This is a genomic window from Pandoraea bronchicola (genome assembly GCF_902459805.1).
Taxonomy (GTDB): Bacteria; Pseudomonadota; Gammaproteobacteria; order Burkholderiales; family Burkholderiaceae; genus Pandoraea; species Pandoraea bronchicola.
In genome coordinates this window covers 250645-270604 of the sequence record NZ_CABPST010000005.1, presented here as the reverse complement: position 1 = coordinate 270604, position 19960 = coordinate 250645, and the positions used below count along the sequence as shown (strand labels likewise).

Here is a 19960-nt window from a genome sequence, read left to right as displayed (position 1 = left end):
CGTGCGCCGATTGGCGGGCGTCCGGCCCGTGGCCTACAATGTCGCCACAAGTCTTTCTGTGTGACGCCCATGTTGCTCGCTCAACGCCTCCCGCTGTATTTCCGCCTCGTTCGTCTCGATAAGCCGATTGGCACCGTTTTGCTGCTGTGGCCGACGCTCGCGGCGCTGTGGATCGCGGCGAACGGCCATCCCGACCCGCTGCTGGTCGCGATCTTCACGCTCGGCACCTTCCTGATGCGCTCGGCGGGTTGCGCCATCAACGATTACGCCGACCGCGACTTCGACAAGTTCGTCAAACGCACGAAGGAGCGCCCGATCACGTCGGGACGCATTCGCGCATGGGAAGCGCTCGCCGTGGCAGCGACGCTGGCGCTTGTGAGCTTCCTGCTGATTCTGCCGCTCAACGCGCTGACCAAGTGGCTGTCGATTCCGGCCCTGTTCGTCGCGGGCACTTATCCCTTCACCAAGCGTTTTCTGGCGATACCGCAGGCCTATCTCGGCGTGGCGTTCGGCTTCGGCATTCCGATGGCTTTCGCCGCGGTGCAGGATCAAGTGCCGGTCATTGCGTGGGTGCTGCTGCTCTCGAACGTGTTCTGGTCGGTTGCCTACGACACCGAATACGCCATGGTCGATCGCGACGATGATCTGAAGATCGGCATCAAGACGTCGGCAATCACGTTCGGACGTTTCGACGTGTTGGCGATCATGCTCTGCTATGCCGTCGCGCTCGGGATTCAGGCGGGTGTCGGTGTGTATCTCGGCTTTGGCTGGCCGTTCTGGCTGGGCATGGCTGTGGCGGTGAGCTTCGCCATCTATCACTACTTCCTGATTCGCGGACGTGAGCGCATGCCTTGCTTTGCGGCGTTCCGTCACAACAACTGGCTCGGCGCCGCCGTGTTCGCCGGTATCGCCGGACACTACCTGCTGAGCGCGTAACCCCGGCGGGGCTGCACACCGCTCTGGCGTCGTTGGCCTGGCACCCGAGAAAACGGCCCGCATGCGGGCCGTTATTTAATGACTGCGTGTAAGGCGGGGCTGTCAGGCGTCGCCCAACTCGTCGCCGAGTTCCTTGGCGCGCGTGTTGGCCGCGTGCACGCCGCGCACGATCGCGGCCTTGATGGCGTCGCGCTCGAACGAGCTGAGGGCGGCAAACGTTGTGCCACCCTTGGACGTCACACGCTCGCGCAGCACGCTCGCCGGCTCACTCGACTGCGCAGCCAGTTGCGATGCGCCCGTGAACGTGGCGATGGCCAACTGGCGCCCCTGCTCGGGCGTGAAGCCCAGTTCCTGCGCCGCTTGCTCCAGCGCTTCGATGAAATAGAACACGTACGCCGGACCGCTGCCGGAGATAGCGGTCACGCCGTCGAGCTGGCTTTCCTTCTCGACCCAGACGATCTGACCTGCGGCGCCCAGCACGTTCTCGGCGCGCTTGCGTTGGTCGGAATCGACACCTGAGAGCGCGGCCAGACCGGTAATGCCCATGCCGATCAGCGCGGGCGTGTTCGGCATGCAGCGCACGATCTGGTTGTGGCCGCCGAGCCAGCGCGCCAGATCCGACGCGCGAATGCCCGCTGCGATGCTGATGACCAGTTGTCCGTTCAGATGCGGCTGGAGGGCTTGTGCAACGTCCTTGAGGACTTGCGGTTTGACGGCCAGCACGAGCGTGTCGTAATCGCGCAGGCGGTCGTTGGGGGCGCTGGCGGTCTCGACACCATACTGCTTGGCGAGGCCTTCACGGGCCGATTCGTTGACGTCGATGGCGAGAATGTCGCGCGGGGCTGTGCCGCGCTTGACGAGTCCGCCGATCAGGGCGTTGGCCATGTTGCCGCCGCCGATGAATGCAATTCTCATAACCATCCTTTGCGTTGCGTATGTCGTTACCGTCGCTACCGTCGTTACCGTCGTTACGTCTTGCTGTGGCGAGTCGTCACGAGGCGCTCACCATCGGGGCGCGTCGCGATCAGGCCGGGGGGCCGTAATCGCGCGCGCCGAAAATCGCGGTGCCAATGCGCACCATTGTCGCACCCTCGGCAATCGCTGCCTCGAGATCGCCAGACATGCCCATCGAAAGCGTGTCCAGCGCCAGTCCGCTGGCGCGCAGCGCGTCGAACAACTCGCGCACCGCCTTGAAAGGCGCCCGTTGGCGCGCTGGATCGTCCTCGGGTTCCGGAATCGCCATCAGGCCGCGCAATTGCAGATTCGGCAGCGCGGCGATGGCACGCGCGATAGCCGGAACGTCTGCTGGCGCGACACCACTCTTGCTCGCTTCGCCGCTGATGTTCACTTGCAGGCAAACCTGAAGGGGCGGCAGATCTGCGGGCCGTTGTGCGCTCAGACGTTCGGCGATCTTCAGTCGATCGACTGAATGCACCCAGTCGAAATGTTCCGCCACCGCTCGCGTCTTGTTGCTTTGCAATGGGCCGATGAAGTGCCACTCGAGCGGTTTGCCGTCGACCGTCTCGCCAGCCAGTGCAGCGATCTTCTCGAGCGACTCCTGCACGTAGTTCTCGCCGAAGGCGCGTTGTCCGGCGGCCAGCGCGTCGCGCACGGCGTCGGCACCAAATGTCTTCGAGACGGCGAGCAATCGCACGCTACCCGCTGGACGGCCAGCACCGGCAGTGGCGCGGGCAATCCGGGAAAGGACATCGGCGAGATGTGAAGCAATGGTCGACATGAGGCAGGTTCAGGCGTCGGTCGGGCGGTGTCGTTGGCGCGAGGGGCATTGCAACGGCGTTGCAGGTCAGGGATTATAGCCGTGCCCGCACCGGAGGTGCTACCCGGGAAAAACGAGGTGCTACCCGTGCCGGCGGCACGTCAAGCGGTCGAATCGCGCGGCTTGTGGCAGACTTCGCGGTGCCAACATCCACAGGGAGCCGGAGATGAGCGCGAATTCGCAGCATGTGTACGATTTTTCAGTCCAGACGCTGTCGGGCGAAACCGTCAGCCTGTCGCAGTATCGTGGCAAGGTGCTGCTGATCGTCAACACGGCGAGCGAGTGCGGTTTCACGCCGCAGTACGCCGGCCTGCAAACGCTCTACGAACAGCTCGGCCCGCGCGGCTTCGAAGTGCTCGCGTTCCCATGCAACCAGTTCGGCAAGCAGGAGCCGGGTGATGCGCAAGCCATCCGCAGCTTCTGCGATCTGCGCTTTCACGTGACGTTCCCGATGTTCGCCAAGGTCGACGTGAAAGGGCCGCACGCCGCACCGCTCTATGCTTATCTCACGCAGGAAAAGCGCGGCGTGCTGGGCACGAAGACAATCAAGTGGAATTTCACGAAGTTCCTCGTCGATGCGACGGGCAACGTGGTGGCGCGCTATGCGCCGACGGCCAAGCCTGACGCCATTCGCGCCGACATCGAGAAGCTGCTGCGGGCCTGAGGGGCATACGGCCGGACGAAGACGCGCCCGTATGCCTGCGTCAGGCGGGCGCGCTGGTTGGCTCAGAAACCGAAACGCTCGCGAAAGCCCTGCCTTAGACGGGCGGCGCGACGAACCGCGCGCGAGCGCGGCCCGGCGGGACCCCGGGTGTCACCGGCGTCTTCACGCAGCACAATACGGGCGCCCGTGCCGGCGCTCAACGTCATCCAGCCGGACGTCTCGGCCACATGCGTCTGTCCGGCCGTCAGCGAGACGGTGTTCCGCCAGAAACTCGCGGCCAGCCACCGCGGCGCGGCGCAAAGCACGACGTCGCCCCGTTCGATATGCAGCACCGTGCCCCGGCTCACATAGGCATGAAACGATTGCCCGTGTGCCAGCGTGAGGTGCGACGGGCGCGCGGCGAATGCGCCGTTGTCGACGTTGGCCGGCGGCGCGGCGGTGTGCGCTCGGGCAATCGGCTCGCCGGCTCGGCCGGCGTTACCGTGACCTCGCGCAAGCATCGAGTCGGGGGGGAGGGGACGCGAAAGCGGCTTTGCCATGACGGGCTCCGGGGCGTTGAACAGGTGAGTACAGCGTATCGGCCGCCAGACACTCCCGGTAGGCACACAGATGCCCTGTTTCGCCCGTAACAGAGCGGCTTGCGGCAATCTGTTACGATGCCGATTCAACGAATCTGTATCTGTTATGGTCGCGTGCAATGCCCGATCATCTGCGCATGGACGCCGTCACCCCGACTCTCACCGCCCCGGACAGCACGCTGCTCATTGCGGACACCCCGAAGGCATCTTCCGCAGCCGCTGCAACGCAGACGGCTTCGGAGGATCGCACGCCGTTGTATCGTCAGCTTGCCGATCACTACCGTCATGCCATCGAGGCGGGCACGCTTGCGCCGGGCGATCGCATGCCGAGCGTGCGCACGTTGATGGAGCGGCATCAGGTCAGTCTGTCGACGGCCTTGCAGACGTGTCGCCACCTGGAGGCGCAGGGTGTCCTGGAGGCGCGTCCGCGTTCGGGCTACTTCGTGCGCACGCCTGCGCGGGCGAGCCTCGTGCCGGTGGCCGAGCCGCGTCCGTGGGTGCCCGACCTGATGCAATACGTGGGCATCAACCAGCGTGTGTCGTCGATCCTCGCAAGAGGGCTCCAGGCGGACGTCAAAATCAATCTCGCGGTCGCCCACGGTTCCCCGTCGCTCTACCCGGTCAACGAACTGCGGCAGGCCACTGTGCGGGCGTTGCGCGACAATCCGCTGCTTTACGGCACGCCGCCGCCCGGCGGCGGGGAAGCGCGCTTCCGCTCTGCGATCGCCCGGCGGGCGCTAGAGGCGCGCATGAACATCAACCCCGAGGAGATTGTCGTCACGCACGGCTGTATCGAGGCGATCAATCTCGCGTTGCGTGCGGTCGCGTCAGCGGGCGACGTGGTGGCCGTTGAGTCGCCGACGTACTACGCGCTGCTGCAAACGCTGGAGAGTATGGGCATGCGGGCGCTCGAAATTCCGACGAGTCCGCAGACGGGCATCTCACTCGAAGCCCTCCAACTGGCGAGCGAGACCTACGACAACATCAAAGCCGTCATCGTCGTGCCGCATTTCCAGAATCCACTCGGGTCGGTGATGCCGGATTCGCACAAGGCACAGCTCGTGAAGTGGGCGGAGTCGCGCGACATCGCGATCATTGAAGACGACACCTACTCGGCGCTGGGCGACGACGGCAATATTCCCGCGTCCATCCGCTCGTGGGACACCACGGGCAACGTGATTCATTGCGCGTCGCTGCACAAGACGCTGGCGCCGGGCATGCGGCTTGGCTGGATCGCGGGCGGCAAGTGGCAGTGGCGAGTGGAGATGCTGAAGTACGCGCAGACGCGCCCGAACGAAGCGCTCGCACAGATCGCAATGGGCGAGTTCATGGATTCTCCCCGCTACGACCGTCACCTGCGGCACTTGCGCACGCAGTTGCGCGAGCATCGCGCCGCGATGGCCGAAGCGATTGCCACGCATTTTCCGGCGGGCACCCGCCTGACGTTGCCTGCAGGCGGACTGAGTCTGTGGGTGGAAATGCCAGGCGGCGTCAGCTCGGAGCGACTGTTCGACGCGGCGCTTGCGAAGGGAATTCGCGTTGCACCGGGCAGTCTTTTCTCGAACTCGTCACGGTACGACCACTTTCTGCGCATCAACGGTGGCCAGCCGTTCACCCGTGAGGTCGAGAAAGCGGTGCGCACGCTGGCGACGGAAGTCTCGCGTCTGCTGGACATGCGTTCCTGAGCGGCCGGGGCCGCAGGAGCCGTCGCTTCGCTTTACACCGCGCTCAGAACTCCGGATACATCCGTCCCGGATTGAAGATGCCCGCTGGGTCGAACACCGACTTCAGATTGCGGTGGATGCGCATGAGCGGTGCGGGCAAAGGGGTGAAGACCCCAACGCCGGGTTCGCCGTAGCGGAACAGCGTGGCGTGTCCGCCGTCCTGCCGCGCCGCAGAACGTACGATCTGTGCGTCGGCGTCGGTAATCCACCATCGCTGGGCACCGCCCCACTCGATGAGCTGTTTGCCCGGCAGGCGGTGCGGTTCGGCGGTCGAGGGCACGGCCAGACGCCACAACGCCTGCCCCGGCCCGGCATCGGCGAAGAAGTTGTCCGTCTGCTCACGGATCGCGTGCCAGAATTTGGCCGCGTGAATGGCATCGACCAATTCGCCGCCCATCTTCACGCGCGCGGCCTTGATGGCGGCCGAAGCCCCCGCCAGACGAATCACCAGCAAGTCGTTGCGCCATGCACTGCCGGTGATCGGCAGCGGCTGCCCGCCCCATTCGTTGAGCTTGCGCACGGCATCGACGGCATTCATTTCGAATTGCAGCGTCAGTTCGGCAAAGGGTTGCGGCAACACTTTGAGCGACACTTCGAGGACCAGACCCAGCGTGCCGAGCGAGCCGGCGAGCATGCGCGAGACGTCGTAACCCGCGACGTTCTTCATCACCTGACCGCCGAAGTTCAGCACATGACCGCGCCCGTCCATCAGCTTCGCGCCAAGGACGAAGTCGCGCACGGCACCGACCGCGCTGCGGCGGGGCCCGGCGAGCCCGGCGGCCACCGCGCCGCCAATCGTCGCGCCCGGCCCGAAGTAGGGCGGCTCGAACGGCAGCAACTGATTGTGTTCGGCGAGCGCCGTTTCAATGTCGGCCAGCGGCGTGCCGCAGCGAGCCGTGATGACCAGTTCTGCCGGGTCGTAGGCCACGATGCCCCGATAAGCGCGCGTGTCGAGCACGTCGCCCACACGTTGCTGGCCGTACCAGGCTTTGGTGCCGCCGCCACGAAGCTGAAGCGGCGCGCGGCGTGCCGTGGCGTGCTCGATGACGGCGCGGAAGGTCTCGAGAGTGTCGTTCGTGTCGGTCATCAGCTCGGTTCAGGCGGCGGTGGCATGTCGGATTGATAGGGGCCCAGCTCACTGCCGCAGTGTTTGCAGTAGGTCGCATCGGGATCGTGCCCTTCGGTATGGCATTGCCGGCAGGTGCGCGTGGTGACGGCTTGCTTGCGCATGGCCGAATGGATTTCCGCTCCCATGATGCCGGTCGGAATGGCAATCACGCTGTAGCCTAGCAGCATCACGAAGCCGGTAATCGCCTTGCCCAGTCCGGTGACGGGCACCACGTCGCCATAGCCGGTGGTGGTGAGCGTGACGATGGCCCAATAGATGCCCACCGGAATGCTCGTGAAGCCATGTTCCGGCCCCTCGATGATGTGCATGAGAGTGCCGAAGATCACCACGATGATCGAGATGAACCCGAGAAACACGAGGATCTTGCGGCGCGCGTTGTAGAGCGCAATGCTGAGCACCCCGGCTTCGTTCACATACGCCGTGAGCTTGAGAATCCGGAACGCACGCATCAGACGCAGCAGACGCACGTCGATCAGCCCATGCAGTTCGGGCACGAGAATCGCGAGATAGGTCGGCAAAATGGCGAGCAGATCGATGATGCCGTAGAACGACAGCGCGTACCGTAGCGGCCGATGCGCACTGAGTAGCCGCGCGACGTACTCGGCCGTAAAGAGCAGCGTGAAGAACCACTCGAGGATCGCCATCGGCAGCGACGCCGTGGCCTGCACGGCGGGCACGCTCGAGACGACCACCGTGAGCACCGACAGCACGATGGCGATGAGCAGCGCGATGTCGAACAGACGCCCTTCACGCGTATCTGCCTCGAAGATGATGATGTAGAGCCGCTGCCGCCAATCGTGCGGCATCCAGTCTGACAGCGGGCGCATATCAGAACCTCGGCAGGTCGGGATGCGGCAGCAGGCCGCCGCGCACGTGCAGCTTGCCGTATTCGGCGCAGCGGGCGCGCATGGGAATGCCCTTGTCCGGATTGAGCAGTCCGACCGGATCGAATGCGCGCTTTACGCCGAAGAAGGCGTCGCGCTCTTCCGCCGAGAACTGCACGCACATCGAGTTGATCTTTTCGATGCCCACCCCGTGTTCGCCCGTGATCGTGCCGCCCAGTTCGACGCACGCTTCGAGAATGTCGCAACCGAACGCTTCGGCGCGATGCCATTCGTCGAGGTCGTTGCCGTTGAAAAGAATGAGCGGATGCATGTTGCCGTCTCCCGCGTGAAAGACGTTAATACAGCGCAATCCGTATTGTTGTTCCAGACCTTCGATGCGTTTGAGTAACGTCCCAATCGCCCGGCGAGGAATCGTACCATCCATGCAGTAATAGTCGGGCGAAATGCGTCCGGCAGCGGGGAACGCATTCTTGCGTCCCGACCAGAAGCGCAGGCGCTCTTCTTCACTACGGGAGATCTGCAACCGTGTCGCGCCTGAGGTGCGCAGCACATGAGAGATGCGCATGACCTCCTCGGCGACTTCTTCCGGGGTGCCATCCGACTCGCACAGCAGGATCGCCGCTGCGTCGAGGTCGTAGCCGGCGTGAACGAATTCCTCGACGGCTTGCGTGGCCGGTTTGTCCATCATTTCCAGACCGGCGGGGATGATGCCGGCCGCGATGATCGCTGCCACGGCGTTGCCGCCGGTCTCCACGTCGTCGAAGCTCGCCATGATGACCTGTGCGGTTTGCGCCTTGGGCACCAGCTTGACGGTGATTTCCGTCACCACGCCGAACATTCCCTCGCTGCCGATGAAGACCGACAGCAAATCGAGTCCGGGCGCATCGGGACCGAGCGAGCCGAATTCGATGGCTTCCCCCGACATCGTGATGGCGCGCACGCGCAGCACGTTATGCACCGTCAACCCGTACTTCAGGCAGTGCACACCGCCGGAATTCTCCGCCACATTGCCGCCGATGGTGCAGGCGATCTGCGATGACGGGTCCGGCGCGTAATACAGGCCGTAAGGCGCTGCGGCTTCCGAGATCGCCAGATTGCGAACGCCCGGTTGCACGGTCGCCGTGCGTGCGTAAGGATCGATCTCGACGATCTTCTTGAACTTGGCGAGCGAGAGCACCAGCCCGTCGGAGATCGGCATTGCGCCGCCGGACAGACTCGTGCCTGCACCGCGCGGCACCACCGGAATGCCCAACTGATGGCAGGCCTGCAGAATGCGCTGGACCTGAGATTCCGACTCCGGCAGCACAACGGCACGCGGCGATACGCGGCGAGACCATCGCACTCGTAAGGCGTGGTGTCTTCGCGGCGATGCAAAATGCAATGCGGCGGCACGATCTGGGTGAGCGCGTCGAGCAACTGACGCTGACGCGCTTCGAGCGCGCCGGCGTCATCGGGCGCGGCACCCGCCTGGAGCGGGCCGGACTGACCTTGCGGGGCGGTGGGCGCGTTCATGCGGCGCTCAGCCGGCCGAGCGCAACCGGAAAATCTTGCCCGGATTGAGCAGGTTGTGCGGATCGAGTGAGGTCTTGATCGCACGCATGACATCGATGGCGTCTTCCCCATGCTCGGTCACGAGGAAGCCCATCTTGTGCAGGCCTATCCCGTGTTCGCCAGTACAGGTGCCCCCCATGCGGATCGCACGCTCGACGATGCGCTGGTTGAGCTGTTCGGCCTCTTCGATCTCTTCGGGCTTGTCCGGATCGATCAGGATCGCCACGTGGAAATTGCCGTCGCCCACGTGACCTACGATCGGGCACGGCAGGCTCGACGCCCGCAGATCGTCTTCGGTCTCGCCGACGCACTCGGCCAGACGCGAGATCGGCACGCAGACGTCCGTGGTCACCGCGCGGCAGCCCGGCTTGAGCTGGAGCATCGCAAAGTACGCGCTATGGCGTGCGCCCCACAGACGGTTGCGGTCTTCGGTGCGCGTGGCCCATTCGAACCCGGTGCCACCGTTTTCCTTGGCCAGTTCCTCGACGGTCTCGGCCTGCTCCTTCACACCGGCATCGCTGCCGTGGAATTCGAAGAACAGCGTTTGCGTCTCGGGCAGTTCCATCTTCGAGTGCTTGTTGATGGCGCGCACGGCCAGCGCATCGACGAACTCGACGCGGGCCACAGGCACGCCCAACTGAATCGTCTGGATGACGCAGTTCACGGCATCCGTCATGCTGGGGAACGAGCAGATCGCGGCCGATACGGCTTCCGGCTGCGGATACAGACGCACCGTCGCTTCGGTGATGATGCCCAGCGTGCCTTCGCTGCCGACGAACAGGCGCGTGAGGTCGTAGCCGGCCGAGGATTTGCGTGCGCGCGTGCCAGTGTGGATCACGCGTCCGTCTGCCAGCACGACGGTCAGGGCGAGCACGTTCTCGCGCATCGTGCCGTAGCGCACGGCATTGGTGCCCGAGGCGCGCGTGGCGCACATGCCGCCAATACTGGCATCGGCGCCCGGGTCGATCGGGAAGAACAGACCGGTGTCGCGCAGTGCTTCGTTGAGCGCCTTGCGGGAGATGCCGGGCTGCGTGGTGACCGTCAGGTCTTCTGCATTGATCGAGACCACCTGATTCATTTCCGACAGATCGAGCGACAGACCGCCCTCGACGGCAAGCAGATGACCTTCGAGCGACGAGCCTGCGCCATACGGAATGATGGGAACGTCGTATTTGGCACACAGCTTGACGATCTGCGAGACTTCATCGGTGCTGTGCGCGAAGGCGACGGCGTCGGGCAGCATGGGGTCAAACGGAGACTCGTCTCGGCCGTGATGCTCGCGTAGCGCCTCCTTGGTGCTCACGCGCTCGCCCAGAAGGGCTTGCAAGTCGGCGAGCAGGGCGTCCGGAAACGGACGCTTGGCGGCGAACGGCAGGTGGGGGTGATTCACGGCTTTCTCCTTCGGGTCTCCGGGCGGCCAGCGCCAGCAGGCGATGGCAGGCTCCATATTGGGTGTGGGGTCTTGGGCACGGGCCGGCAAGTCCGGACGCGCAATGGTACGGCGGGCACGCACCCTGACACCTCATGAGCGGGGATTTTACGCCGTGACGGCGTTTTTCCCCACCTTTTGCGTCATATCATACGGACTTGCCGCCAAGGCGTGCCATCGGAATTGCCTGAAAAATAGGCATCGAGGGCAGAGGCGGTCAATTTCAATCAAAGCAGGCAGGTCGTCCGGCGGCCGAACTTGGGCGCTGGCGGGCAAGATATGCCGTAAGGGGTAGGTGTCAGAAGATGGGTAATCGTTTGAGCAAGATCGTCACGCGCACGGGTGACGGTGGCAAGACCGGCCTCGGTGACGGGGCACGTGTCGACAAGTTCAGCCTGCGTATCGTCGCCATCGGCGAGATCGACGAGACCAATTCGCACATCGGCGTGTTGCTGTGCGAAGACCTGCCGCCGGATGTGCGCGCCATGCTGCTCGACATTCAGCATGATCTGTTCGATCTCGGCGGGGAACTGAGTATGCCGCGTCACACGTTGCTCGGCGACGCGCAGGTGGTCAAGCTCGACGACTGGCTGGCGCACTACAACGCGGATTTGCCGAGTCTGAAGGAATTCATTCTGCCGGGCGGCACTCGCGCGGCGGCGCTGGCGCATGTGGTGCGAACCGTATCGCGCCGGGCCGAACGCGCCATGGTGGCGCTCGGTGCCGAAGAGACGGTGGCCCCCGCGCCGCGTCAGTACATCAACCGCCTGTCCGATCTGATGTTCGTCCTTGCGCGCGTGCTGAACCGTGCGGGCGGCGGCACCGATGTGCTGTGGCAGCGCGACCGGGCCGAGGGCGGGGCGCAGTAAGCGCTTTGCCGCGGCCCTTGCTACGGTCACGACGTCTGACGCCAGGGCGGCGCTCGGCCGCCCTCGACATCAGTTGCCTGCGCCGCGAGCCAGACGGCGCGCACGCACGGCGTCGGCCAGGGTATCGAGCACCTTCAGGCTGTCTTCCCAGTTGATGCAAGCATCGGTGATGCTCTGACCGTAGGTCAGCGGCTTGCCCGGCACGTGATCCTGACGGCCGGCAACGAGGTGCGACTCGACCATCACGCCGATGATACGGTCGTCGCCGCCGGCGATCTGGCGCGCGATGTCCTCGCACACCGGGATCTGGTTCTCGTGCTTCTTCTGGCTGTTGGCGTGCGATGCGTCGATCATCACGCGCGCTGCCAGACCCGACTTGGCGATGTCGTCGCAGGCGGCCTGCACGCTGGCGGCGTCGTAGTTCGGCGTCTTGCCCCCGCGCAGGATCAGGTGGCAGTCCTCGTTGCCCGACGTCGACACGATGGCCGAATGGCCACCCTTGGTCACCGACAGGAAATGGTGAGGCTGCGATGCGGCCTTGATGGCGTCGACGGCGATTTTCACGTTGCCGTCCGTGCCGTTCTTGAAACCGACCGGGCACGACAGGCCCGACGCCAGTTCGCGGTGCACCTGCGATTCGGTGGTGCGTGCGCCGATGGCGCCCCACGACACGAGATCTGCGATGTACTGCGGGCTGATCATGTCGAGGTACTCCGTACCGGCGGGCAACCCCAGTGCGTTGATCTGGGCGAGCAGTTCGCGGGCAAGGCGCAGGCCTTCGTTGATCTTGAAGCTGTTATCCATGTGCGGGTCGTTGATCAGACCCTTCCAGCCCACCGTCGTGCGCGGCTTCTCGAAGTACACGCGCATCACGATTTCGAGTTCGCCTTTCAGGCGCTCGCGCTGTTCTGCCAGGCGCGCGGCGTATTCCAGCGCGGCTTTCGTGTCGTGGATCGAGCACGGGCCGATGATGACGACGAGGCGGTCTTCCATGCCGTGCAGCACGCGGTGAATGGCGCCGCGCGAGCGATGGATGAGGTCCGCGCTCTGTTCTGAGCAGGGGTACTCGCGAATCAGATGCGCCGGCGGCGTCAGTTCCTTGAGTTCACGAATACGGACATCATCGGTGTTGTGGGGAGGCATGGTTTTTCTCCTGGGGCAGTTCGGACTGCGGTTCGATTCTCGGGATGCGGGTCAAAAAAAAACCGCCAGACTCGCTGGCGGTTTTTCAGGATTCGTTTCGGTGCTTACTGCTGCAACTGCCCCTCTCCTTCCGCCAGCGGTGTGAGATTCGCAAAAAAGTAAAAATAAAACTTATTGGCGGTCATGAGGGATGTCGTTGACACTGCTTCGCAGGCATTTGCCGTGCACAGAAACAACTTTATACGCCTAATCGCATGACCCTGCAACCGTGTGGGGCCGCTAAACGGCAGGAAAACGCGCGGAAATGTCGCATATCGATATGTCAAATTGCATCAAATAATCGCAATATTTGAAAATCATGCGAAAACGCCCGGTTTGACCCGGGCGCTTTGCTATGCTTGACGCATTTTTTGCGGTGCGCCATCCGACGCGTAACGCCGGATGGGCCGGGCCAGCCTTATGCGGCCTCCTGCGGCCTTATGCCGTGCCACCGACCGTCATGTTTTCCATGCGCAGCGTCGGCTGGCCAACGCCCACCGGCACGCTCTGGCCTTCCTTGCCGCACACGCCGACGCCCGAATCCAGCGACATGTCATTGCCGATCATCGTCACATCCTTGAGCGATTCCGGACCGTTGCCGATCAGCGTGGCCCCCTTGACCGGGTACGTGATCTTGCCGTCTTCGATCATGTACGCCTCGGACATCGAGAACACGAACTTGCCGTTGGTGATGTCGACCTGACCGCCGCCGAAGTTCACGGCATACAGACCGCGCTTGACCGACGCGATGATTTCCTCCGGGTCCTTGTCGCCGCCGAGCATGTAAGTGTTGGTCATGCGCGGCATCGGCAGCGCGGCATACGATTCGCGGCGGCCGTTACCCGTGACCGGCATCTTCATCAGACGCGCGTTCAGGCTGTCCTGCATGTAGCCGCGCAGAATTCCGTCTTCGATGAGCGTGGTGCACTGCGTTGCATTGCCCTCGTCGTCGACGTTGAGCGAGCCACGACGGTTCGACAGCGTACCGTCGTCGACCACCGTGACGCCCTTGGCCGCCACGCGTTCGCCCAGGCGACCGGAGAATGCCGAAGAGCCCTTGCGGTTGAAGTCGCCTTCCAGGCCGTGGCCGACAGCTTCGTGCAGCAGCACGCCGGGCCAGCCCGGGCCGAGCACGACGGTCATCGCACCGGCCGGGGCCGGGCGGGCGTCGAGCTTGACGATGGCGCCGTCGACCGCTTCCTTGACATATTTCTCGAGCAGATCGTCGGTGAAGTACGCGTAGTCGAGGCGTGCGCCGCCGCCGCTGTTGCCGATTTCGCGGCGGCCGTTGGATTCGACGATGACGGTGACCGACACGCGCACGAGCGGACGCACGTCGGCGGCGATCACGCCATCGCTGCGCGCGACCAGAACGACATCGTATTCACCGGCCAGACCGGCCATGACTTGCTGCACGCGCGGATCGCGCGCGCGGGCCAGCCTTTCGATGCGCTCGAGCAACGCCACCTTGCCGTTGGCATCGAGAGAAGCCAGCGGGTCGGCGGGCAGATAGAGCCCGTGACCGGTGGCGTTCGCGAGCTTGCTGCCGACTTTCACGCGCCCGCGTCCGGCCGTGGCAATGCTGCGCGTGGCGGCGGCCGCGTCCTTCAGTGCGATTTCGGAGATGTCGTCGGAATAGGCGAACGCGGTGCGGTCGCCCACGATGGCGCGCACACCCACGCCCTGATCGATCGAGAACGAACCCGATTTGACGATGCCCTCCTCGAGGCTCCACGCTTCGCTGCGCGTGTACTGGAAGTACAGGTCGGCATAGTCCACGCGGTGCGTGAAGATGTCGCCGAGCGCGCGTTGCAGGTGGCTTTCGTCGAGGCCGTACGGCGTGAGCAGCAGCTCGCGGGCCGTAGCCAGGTTCTGGATGCCGGTGTCGATGATTTTCATGCGGTGTCAGGCCAAGGAAATGTATTCGGGAGATGAGGGCGGAATCGGGGAAATCAACCTTACAGCACACGGTGCCGCCACGCGGGCAGGCTCTGACGCACGCCCGTCAGCCGGGCTGGGTCGATGTCGCCAACGACAACGCCCGCGCCTTCCACTTCTCGCTGGGCGACGATGTCGCCCCACGGATCGATCAGCATGGAGTGCCCCCAGGTGCGCCGCCCGTTTTCGTGATGCCCGCCCTGCGCGGACGCCAGCACGTAACACTGATTCTCGATAGCGCGCGCGCGCAGCAGCAATTCCCAGTGCGCGCGGCCCGTGGTGTAGGTAAAGGCGGCGGGTACAACCACAAGCGTACAGTCGCCCATCGCACGGTACAACTCGGGGAAACGCAGGTCGTAGCAGACCGACAGTCCTACGCGCCCAAAGGGCGCTTCAAACGTGCGTACGGCATCGCCCGGGCGAATGGTGCGTGCTTCGTCATAGGCTTCTTCCCCTTTGACGAAGTTGAACAGGTGAATCTTGTCATAGCGCGCGGCCGGGGCGCCGTCGGGCCCGAAAACCAGGGTGGTATTGAGCACGCGCTCCGGTTCGGGGGCCGCGAGCGGCAGCGTACCGCCGATCAGCCACACGCCGTGACGGCGGGCTGTCTCGGCGAGAAAGTCCTGAATCGGCCCGTGACCCGGCGCCTCGCGCAAGGCGAGCTTGTCGGTGTCTCGCTGGCCCATGTGGCAGAAGTACTCGGGCAGCAGCACCAATTGCGCGCCGCTATCCGCTGCCTCGGCCACCAGGCGGGCGGCCTCGCGGAGGTTTCGTTCGACGTCGGGGGCGCTCACCATTTGCGCGGCTGCGACGCGCACGGGGGCGTCGGTGGGCGCAGATGCGGCGGCTGACTTCGTGTCGGGACTCGTCATGTAATGGCTGGATTCGGAGCGGATAACCGTGTCGGGCTGAAAAGCGTGTCAGGCGAAGCGTCCGGATGCGCTCAGTTGCCGCGCATACCGACCGGCGGGAGGTCGTTTCGCGCCTCGGGCCGGGCGACCGGGGATGCGTTGATCTTACTCTTATTGGCGTCGCCCTGTCCGATGACCGGATTGTCCCAGGAGCCGGTCACGTGGTAGGTCGTCGAGAGCGTGCGCGAGAGCTGCTCGCCCAGCGCCAGTTGCGCAAAGAACGAGCCGATACCCAGCGCCGGATTGATGATGGCCCACGCGAGCGACGCCGACGCTGCGTTGATCTTCGGCAGCACCAACACCGTCAGGTCCTGCGTCTCGCGGGCGAGATCGGTGTGCCCGTCGATCTTGATCGTCGCCGTGCTGGAATTGATCGTCAGATCGTCGGTATTCGCCACCCCGGCTTGCATGGTGGCGTTGCCTTCGATGCTGTCGAACGGCAGACCGCTGCCGATCACGCTGTTGAAGTCGAACGTCAGGATCTTGGCAAGCGTCTGCACCGACAGAATGCCCAGCAACTTGGCCAGTCCCGGGTCGGCCTTCAGAATCTGCCCGCGCTTGAGGTCGATCGCGACACGGCCGCCGAGCGTCGGGTAATCGATGGCATCCGGGCCGCCGCGCCAGCCGAAGCGGCCGGAGACTTTCCCCGAGCCGTCCTTGAGGGTCTTGGGCAGGCCGAGACGATCGAGCAGGCCGCCCGCGTCCTTCACTTCGAGATTGAAGTCGAGTACGGTGCGTCGCGGCACGTCGTCGTCGCTGCCGGCGGCGGCTGCCGCTGCCGCGCGGCGGCGCGAAGTGCGCCAGTTGCCCTTGACGTCGAGCGTGGCGGCGCTGTTGCTCAGTTCCAGCTTGGTGAGTTGCCACACGGGCACACCGTCCTCGATGTCGTTATGCGCGTTCAACTGCAAGCGGCCCAGCGGCTTGTCGCGCAGCACGAAATCGTTGGCGACGACATCGATGGCCGGGAATTCGTCGCTCGGCTCGTCGAGGACTTGCGTGAGGACATCGTTGCCGTGGTCTTCGCGCGGGATCACCAGTTTGGCCAGCCGTGCGCGGATGGTGCCCGACGGGTTCTTCGCATCCGGGGCATGCCATTCGGCGAAGCCGGAGACGAGATCGGAAGCGAGGCTCACCTGCCAGTCGCGATCGTTGCGTTGCGCTCCCACGACCAGTTCCGGCCACTGGCGCGACATCAGGCGCACTTGCCTGGCATGCAGGGCAAGACGTGTCGGCAGGTAAGGGGTCAGTGCACCGAACTCGTCGCGCGCGGCCGCTGCCGTGGCGGCGGGCGCGGGCGGTGTGCCTTGCGTGACGGGGGTGACGGTATCGCTGCCGAGCGACGCGATCACACTGCGCCAGGCGTCCACGTCCAGCGTGTCGAACTGGGCGGCTGCCTGCACGCCTTCGCGCGGTGCCGGCACCGGTTGGTTGATACCGATGCCGCCCCGCAGCACCTCGATGTGCCCGCCGTTGCCGCTGCTGCGTTGCTGAACATAGTTGCCTTGCACGCTGCCGATGGCGAAGTCGAGCGTATCGATGCGGCGCCCGCCCGGGTTCGCCTGTGGCCGCAGCGTGAAGCGTGCGGGCAGTGCCGTCTCGGCGCTCTTGCCGAGCGGTGCAGGCAGGTTCACCGCAAGACCGGCGAGCGTGGATTGCACGGCCACGTCGGTCATGCCCTGGCGCACCATCACCGTCGCCGTATAAGGTGTGGCGCCGGTCATGCGTTTTGCCAGTTGTGCCAGCGTGGCGTTCTCGCGGTTCTCGCGCAGTGCCTGCGCGCTCATCGTGCCGTTGATGTTCAGGGCAATGGTGCCGTCGTCGCGGCTGCCGCCCGAAGCGCGGACGTCGCCGCCGAGGAACGTGCCGCGCAGATTGTCGAGCGAGATGCCGCGCTCGGTGAACGCCAGTTCGCCGTCCACTGCGCCGAAGGTCGGCAGACCGCTCAGCAGCGTGACATCGTTGCGCAGGAACCGCGCGCGTCCCGTGACCTTCGAGCGGTCGGTGTGTTCCAGCGGCATCGACAACTGCAACGCCAACTGCGCGGTGCCATTCGCGCGCGTGTCTTCGGTGACGTCACCGATCCAGTGGCCCACCGGGCTGCCGTTCAGGTACTTCACGAAGTCGGCGGCGGGGCCGCGTGCGTCGCCCTTGAGGGTGAGCACGGAACTGTCCTGCCCGATGTCGTTGATGTCGCCCAGCACCTGTGTGAGCGTCACGCCGAAAATCGAACCGCTGTCGATGGCGATGTGCAGCTTGTCGGCATCGAAGCGCAGATTGCCGCGCACTTTCTCGAAGGCGGGCCAGACTTCGGTGTGACCCGGACGCAGCGGCGAGGGATTGAACGTGACGTCCGCAAGCGGAATGTCGATGCGGAACTTGCCACCACCCTTGCCGTACGGGAAGTCCTCGAGATCGCCTTGCACGGCGAACGGTGCATTCTGCACCGTGCCCGCGAGCAAGGCGCGTTGCAGATAGTCGCGTACGCTCGCGCCGATGTCCGTCGGCAGATAACGCGGCACCGAATTGGCGTTCGCATGGGCGATGTTGCCTTTCAGGTCGACGATGCCGTTGCCTTTGCCCCCGTTATGCCATGTGCCGCTCACGTCACCCGTCAGTTCGCTGTTCTGCAAATGCAACGCATCGACACGCACCTGCACGTTTGCCGGGGCGTCGTGCTTGGTCGCCGAGTGGGAGACACGCCATGACGTGCGCGCGGTGAGGGCGTCGAGATCGATGCGTGGCTGATCGAAGCGGCCGGGGAAGTCCAGGGTGGCGTTCTTCGCGTCCAGTGTCAGGCTGCCGCGAGACTGATCGGCGTCGATGTGACCGCTCAGATTGGCGAAGCCGGGGCGCCCCGCATTGGGCGCGCCCGGATGCGCCGGCGGCTGCTGGCTCGGCGCACTGTCGATGCCCAGCGCTTCAAAATCGGCCACCACGCGGTAGCGGTCGCGTTCTGGCGGCAATTGCTTGATGCCCGGCAGGTCGCGCCAGTTGCCCGGTCCGTGGGGCTTGGGGGCCTGAAAATTGATGTCGAAATTGGCCAGACGGCCGCGCGGGCGGAAGCTCGCGAGCGTGTCGCGCGTGGGCGAGTCGATGGGCAGCGACGGCACGAGCGCCATGGCGGCACCGATGTCGAAGCGCGGGCCCGCGAGCGCCACATGCAAGCCGCGCGTATCGGTGCCGGGGATGTACGTGCCGCGCAGATCGGGGACGTCGAGCGTCGGACGGCCTGCTGCCTGCAACGTCAGATCGCGCGCGCGCAGATTCCAGCCGGCGTCGGTCTGAGGTCCCGTGCGGGTCACGTCGATGCGGCCCTGCGTGGCGTCGAAGGTGAGGGGCGGCAGGTTGTCGGCCAACTGCACCGAGGTGCTTTCGCCGGCGGCCCGCAGCGTGGCCCCTGTGATTGCGCCGCCATCGAAGTCGACCCATGCGCGCGCGGCAACCCGGCCGCGCGACGCCTTGCCCGGCAGATCGACGTAGCGGGCCAGCTCGGTCAGATCGAGCGTGCCGACGTCGGCGTAGATCTGACCGCGCCAGCGCTTGACGTCACCGGGACGGGCGAACAGCGGGTTGGTGAAACGGGCACGAATGTCGAGCGGGGCGACGACGCCGGGCGGCGGATTCGCCTGCATGCCGAAGCGATGTTCGAAGCCGCGATTGCGCAGCATGGCGTTGACCTGCGAGACAACGACTTCGGGCACATCGCGCCCGGCGTCGCGCCAGCGCACGGTGCCGTTGCGAATGACGATGCGCGCCTGACGCATGAGCCAGTCGGCACCCGTCGTGTCCGTCGCGCCGCCATTCCCGGCGACCGGTATGCCCGCGACGAGGATCGTACCGTCGGCGCGCCGCTCGACGGCGAGGTCAGGTTCGTACAGCGTGAGGCTCGACAGGCGAAGGTCGAAATGGATCAGGCTGGTCCACGAGAGCACGGCATCGAGACGGTGGAGCGTCAGGCCCGGTTCGACAGGTGGCGGCGCGCCGGGCGATGCATCACTCACCACGGGCGGACTGTCGGATGCCGCCGGTGCCGATGCGCCGGAGGCTGCGGCCTGGCGCGCGGGCGGCGCCGGCGCAATCCCCCGGGCGACCTTCGAGGCCTTGGGCGCTGCGCTGGGCGCGGTGCGCATGATGCGCACGTCTTCGAGCGTGAGATAGGGGTGCCAGCCGCGCCAGTCTGCGTCGATGCGGCCGATGGTGACGGGCAGCCCGACCGCGCGCGAGGCCGCCGCTTCGATTTGCGGGCGGTAATCCGACACAGAAGGGAGGATGACGTACCGGGTCGCGAGAATGACGGCGCCCAGTCCGAAATAGCCGATGACGATAAGCGCCAGCAGCCATTCCAGGCCCAGGCGCAAGCCACGCGGCAGTGACGAGAACCAGGACCGGGTCGCAGTCGGCGAGGCAGGCGGCTTACGGTCGGTCAT

General features: G+C 65.2%; 14 protein-coding genes and 1 pseudogene. 4 read left to right on the top strand and 11 right to left on the bottom strand.

Annotation, left to right across the window (positions count from 1 at the left end; translation table 11 throughout):
- Positions 1–69 precede the first annotated feature (69 nt).
- The gene (gene ubiA / locus PBR20603_RS12745; RefSeq protein WP_150559880.1) at positions 70–936 is read left to right on the top strand and encodes a 4-hydroxybenzoate octaprenyltransferase; all 867 of its coding nucleotides are present in this window, start codon (positions 70–72) and stop codon (positions 934–936) included.
- 102 nt (positions 937–1038) lie between these two features.
- Here the strand turns inward: ubiA and proC are convergent, their stop codons facing one another.
- Both proC and PBR20603_RS12735 read right to left on the bottom strand, forming a co-directional pair.
- Positions 1039–1851 carry a pyrroline-5-carboxylate reductase gene (gene proC, locus PBR20603_RS12740; protein ID WP_150559879.1) on the bottom strand — a complete coding sequence of 271 codons (813 nt, stop codon included), beginning with the start codon at positions 1849–1851 and terminating at the stop codon, positions 1039–1041.
- A 109-nt stretch (positions 1852–1960) separates the two neighbouring features.
- Entirely contained in the window at positions 1961–2674 is a 714-nt protein-coding gene (locus PBR20603_RS12735) for a YggS family pyridoxal phosphate-dependent enzyme (protein WP_150559878.1), read from the bottom strand.
- A gap of 205 nt (positions 2675–2879) precedes the next feature.
- Here PBR20603_RS12735 and PBR20603_RS12730 point away from each other — a divergent pair, with 205 nt between their 5' ends.
- Entirely contained in the window at positions 2880–3377 is a 498-nt protein-coding gene (locus tag PBR20603_RS12730) for a glutathione peroxidase (RefSeq protein WP_150559877.1), read from the top strand.
- A 62-nt stretch (positions 3378–3439) separates the two neighbouring features.
- On the opposite strand, the gene PBR20603_RS12725 is transcribed toward PBR20603_RS12730, so the two are convergent.
- On the bottom strand, positions 3440–3916 hold the full coding sequence (locus PBR20603_RS12725; protein ID WP_150559876.1) for a hypothetical protein: 477 nt from the start codon (positions 3914–3916) through the stop codon (positions 3440–3442).
- A gap of 158 nt (positions 3917–4074) precedes the next feature.
- On the opposite strand from PBR20603_RS12725, the gene PBR20603_RS12720 reads away from it, so the two are divergent.
- Positions 4075–5640, top strand: a complete 1566-nt coding sequence (locus PBR20603_RS12720; protein ID WP_246174613.1) for an aminotransferase-like domain-containing protein — start codon at positions 4075–4077, stop codon at positions 5638–5640.
- 43 nt (positions 5641–5683) lie between these two features.
- Here PBR20603_RS12720 and glcE read toward each other — a convergent pair whose 3' ends face one another.
- The 4 genes and pseudogenes from glcE to PBR20603_RS12700 all read right to left on the bottom strand — a co-directional run bounded on the left by glcE (position 5684) and on the right by PBR20603_RS12700 (position 10594).
- On the bottom strand, positions 5684–6766 hold the full coding sequence (gene glcE / locus PBR20603_RS12715; RefSeq protein ID WP_150559875.1) for a glycolate oxidase subunit GlcE: 1083 nt from the start codon (positions 6764–6766) through the stop codon (positions 5684–5686).
- Positions 6766–7635, bottom strand: a complete 870-nt coding sequence (locus PBR20603_RS12710) for an ion transporter (protein WP_150559874.1) — start codon at positions 7633–7635, stop codon at positions 6766–6768. Before PBR20603_RS12710 ends, glcE begins: the two co-directional genes overlap by 1 nt.
- 1 nt (position 7636) lies before the next feature.
- A pseudogene (locus PBR20603_RS12705) lies at positions 7637–9165 on the bottom strand (FAD-linked oxidase C-terminal domain-containing protein).
- Between the two features lie 7 nt (positions 9166–9172).
- Complete coding sequence (locus PBR20603_RS12700) at positions 9173–10594, bottom strand: FAD-binding oxidoreductase (RefSeq protein ID WP_150559873.1); 1422 nt, start codon at positions 10592–10594, stop codon at positions 9173–9175.
- A gap of 344 nt (positions 10595–10938) precedes the next feature.
- Between PBR20603_RS12700 and PBR20603_RS12695 the strand changes: the two genes are divergently transcribed.
- Positions 10939–11502, top strand: a complete 564-nt coding sequence (locus tag PBR20603_RS12695) for a cob(I)yrinic acid a,c-diamide adenosyltransferase (protein WP_150559872.1) — start codon at positions 10939–10941, stop codon at positions 11500–11502.
- 69 nt (positions 11503–11571) lie between these two features.
- On the opposite strand, the gene aroG is transcribed toward PBR20603_RS12695, so the two are convergent.
- The 4 genes from aroG to PBR20603_RS12675 form a co-directional block, all read right to left on the bottom strand.
- Entirely contained in the window at positions 11572–12645 is a 1074-nt protein-coding gene (gene aroG, locus PBR20603_RS12690; protein WP_150559871.1) for a 3-deoxy-7-phosphoheptulonate synthase AroG, read from the bottom strand.
- A gap of 477 nt (positions 12646–13122) precedes the next feature.
- Positions 13123–14583 carry a metalloprotease TldD gene (gene tldD / locus PBR20603_RS12685; RefSeq protein WP_150559870.1) on the bottom strand — a complete coding sequence of 487 codons (1461 nt, stop codon included), beginning with the start codon at positions 14581–14583 and terminating at the stop codon, positions 13123–13125.
- A 59-nt stretch (positions 14584–14642) separates the two neighbouring features.
- Positions 14643–15494, bottom strand: coding sequence for a carbon-nitrogen hydrolase family protein (locus PBR20603_RS12680; protein ID WP_150559869.1), 852 nt, complete (start codon positions 15492–15494; stop codon positions 14643–14645).
- 71 nt (positions 15495–15565) lie between these two features.
- Entirely contained in the window at positions 15566–19960 is a 4395-nt protein-coding gene (locus PBR20603_RS12675; protein WP_150559868.1) for a YhdP family protein, read from the bottom strand.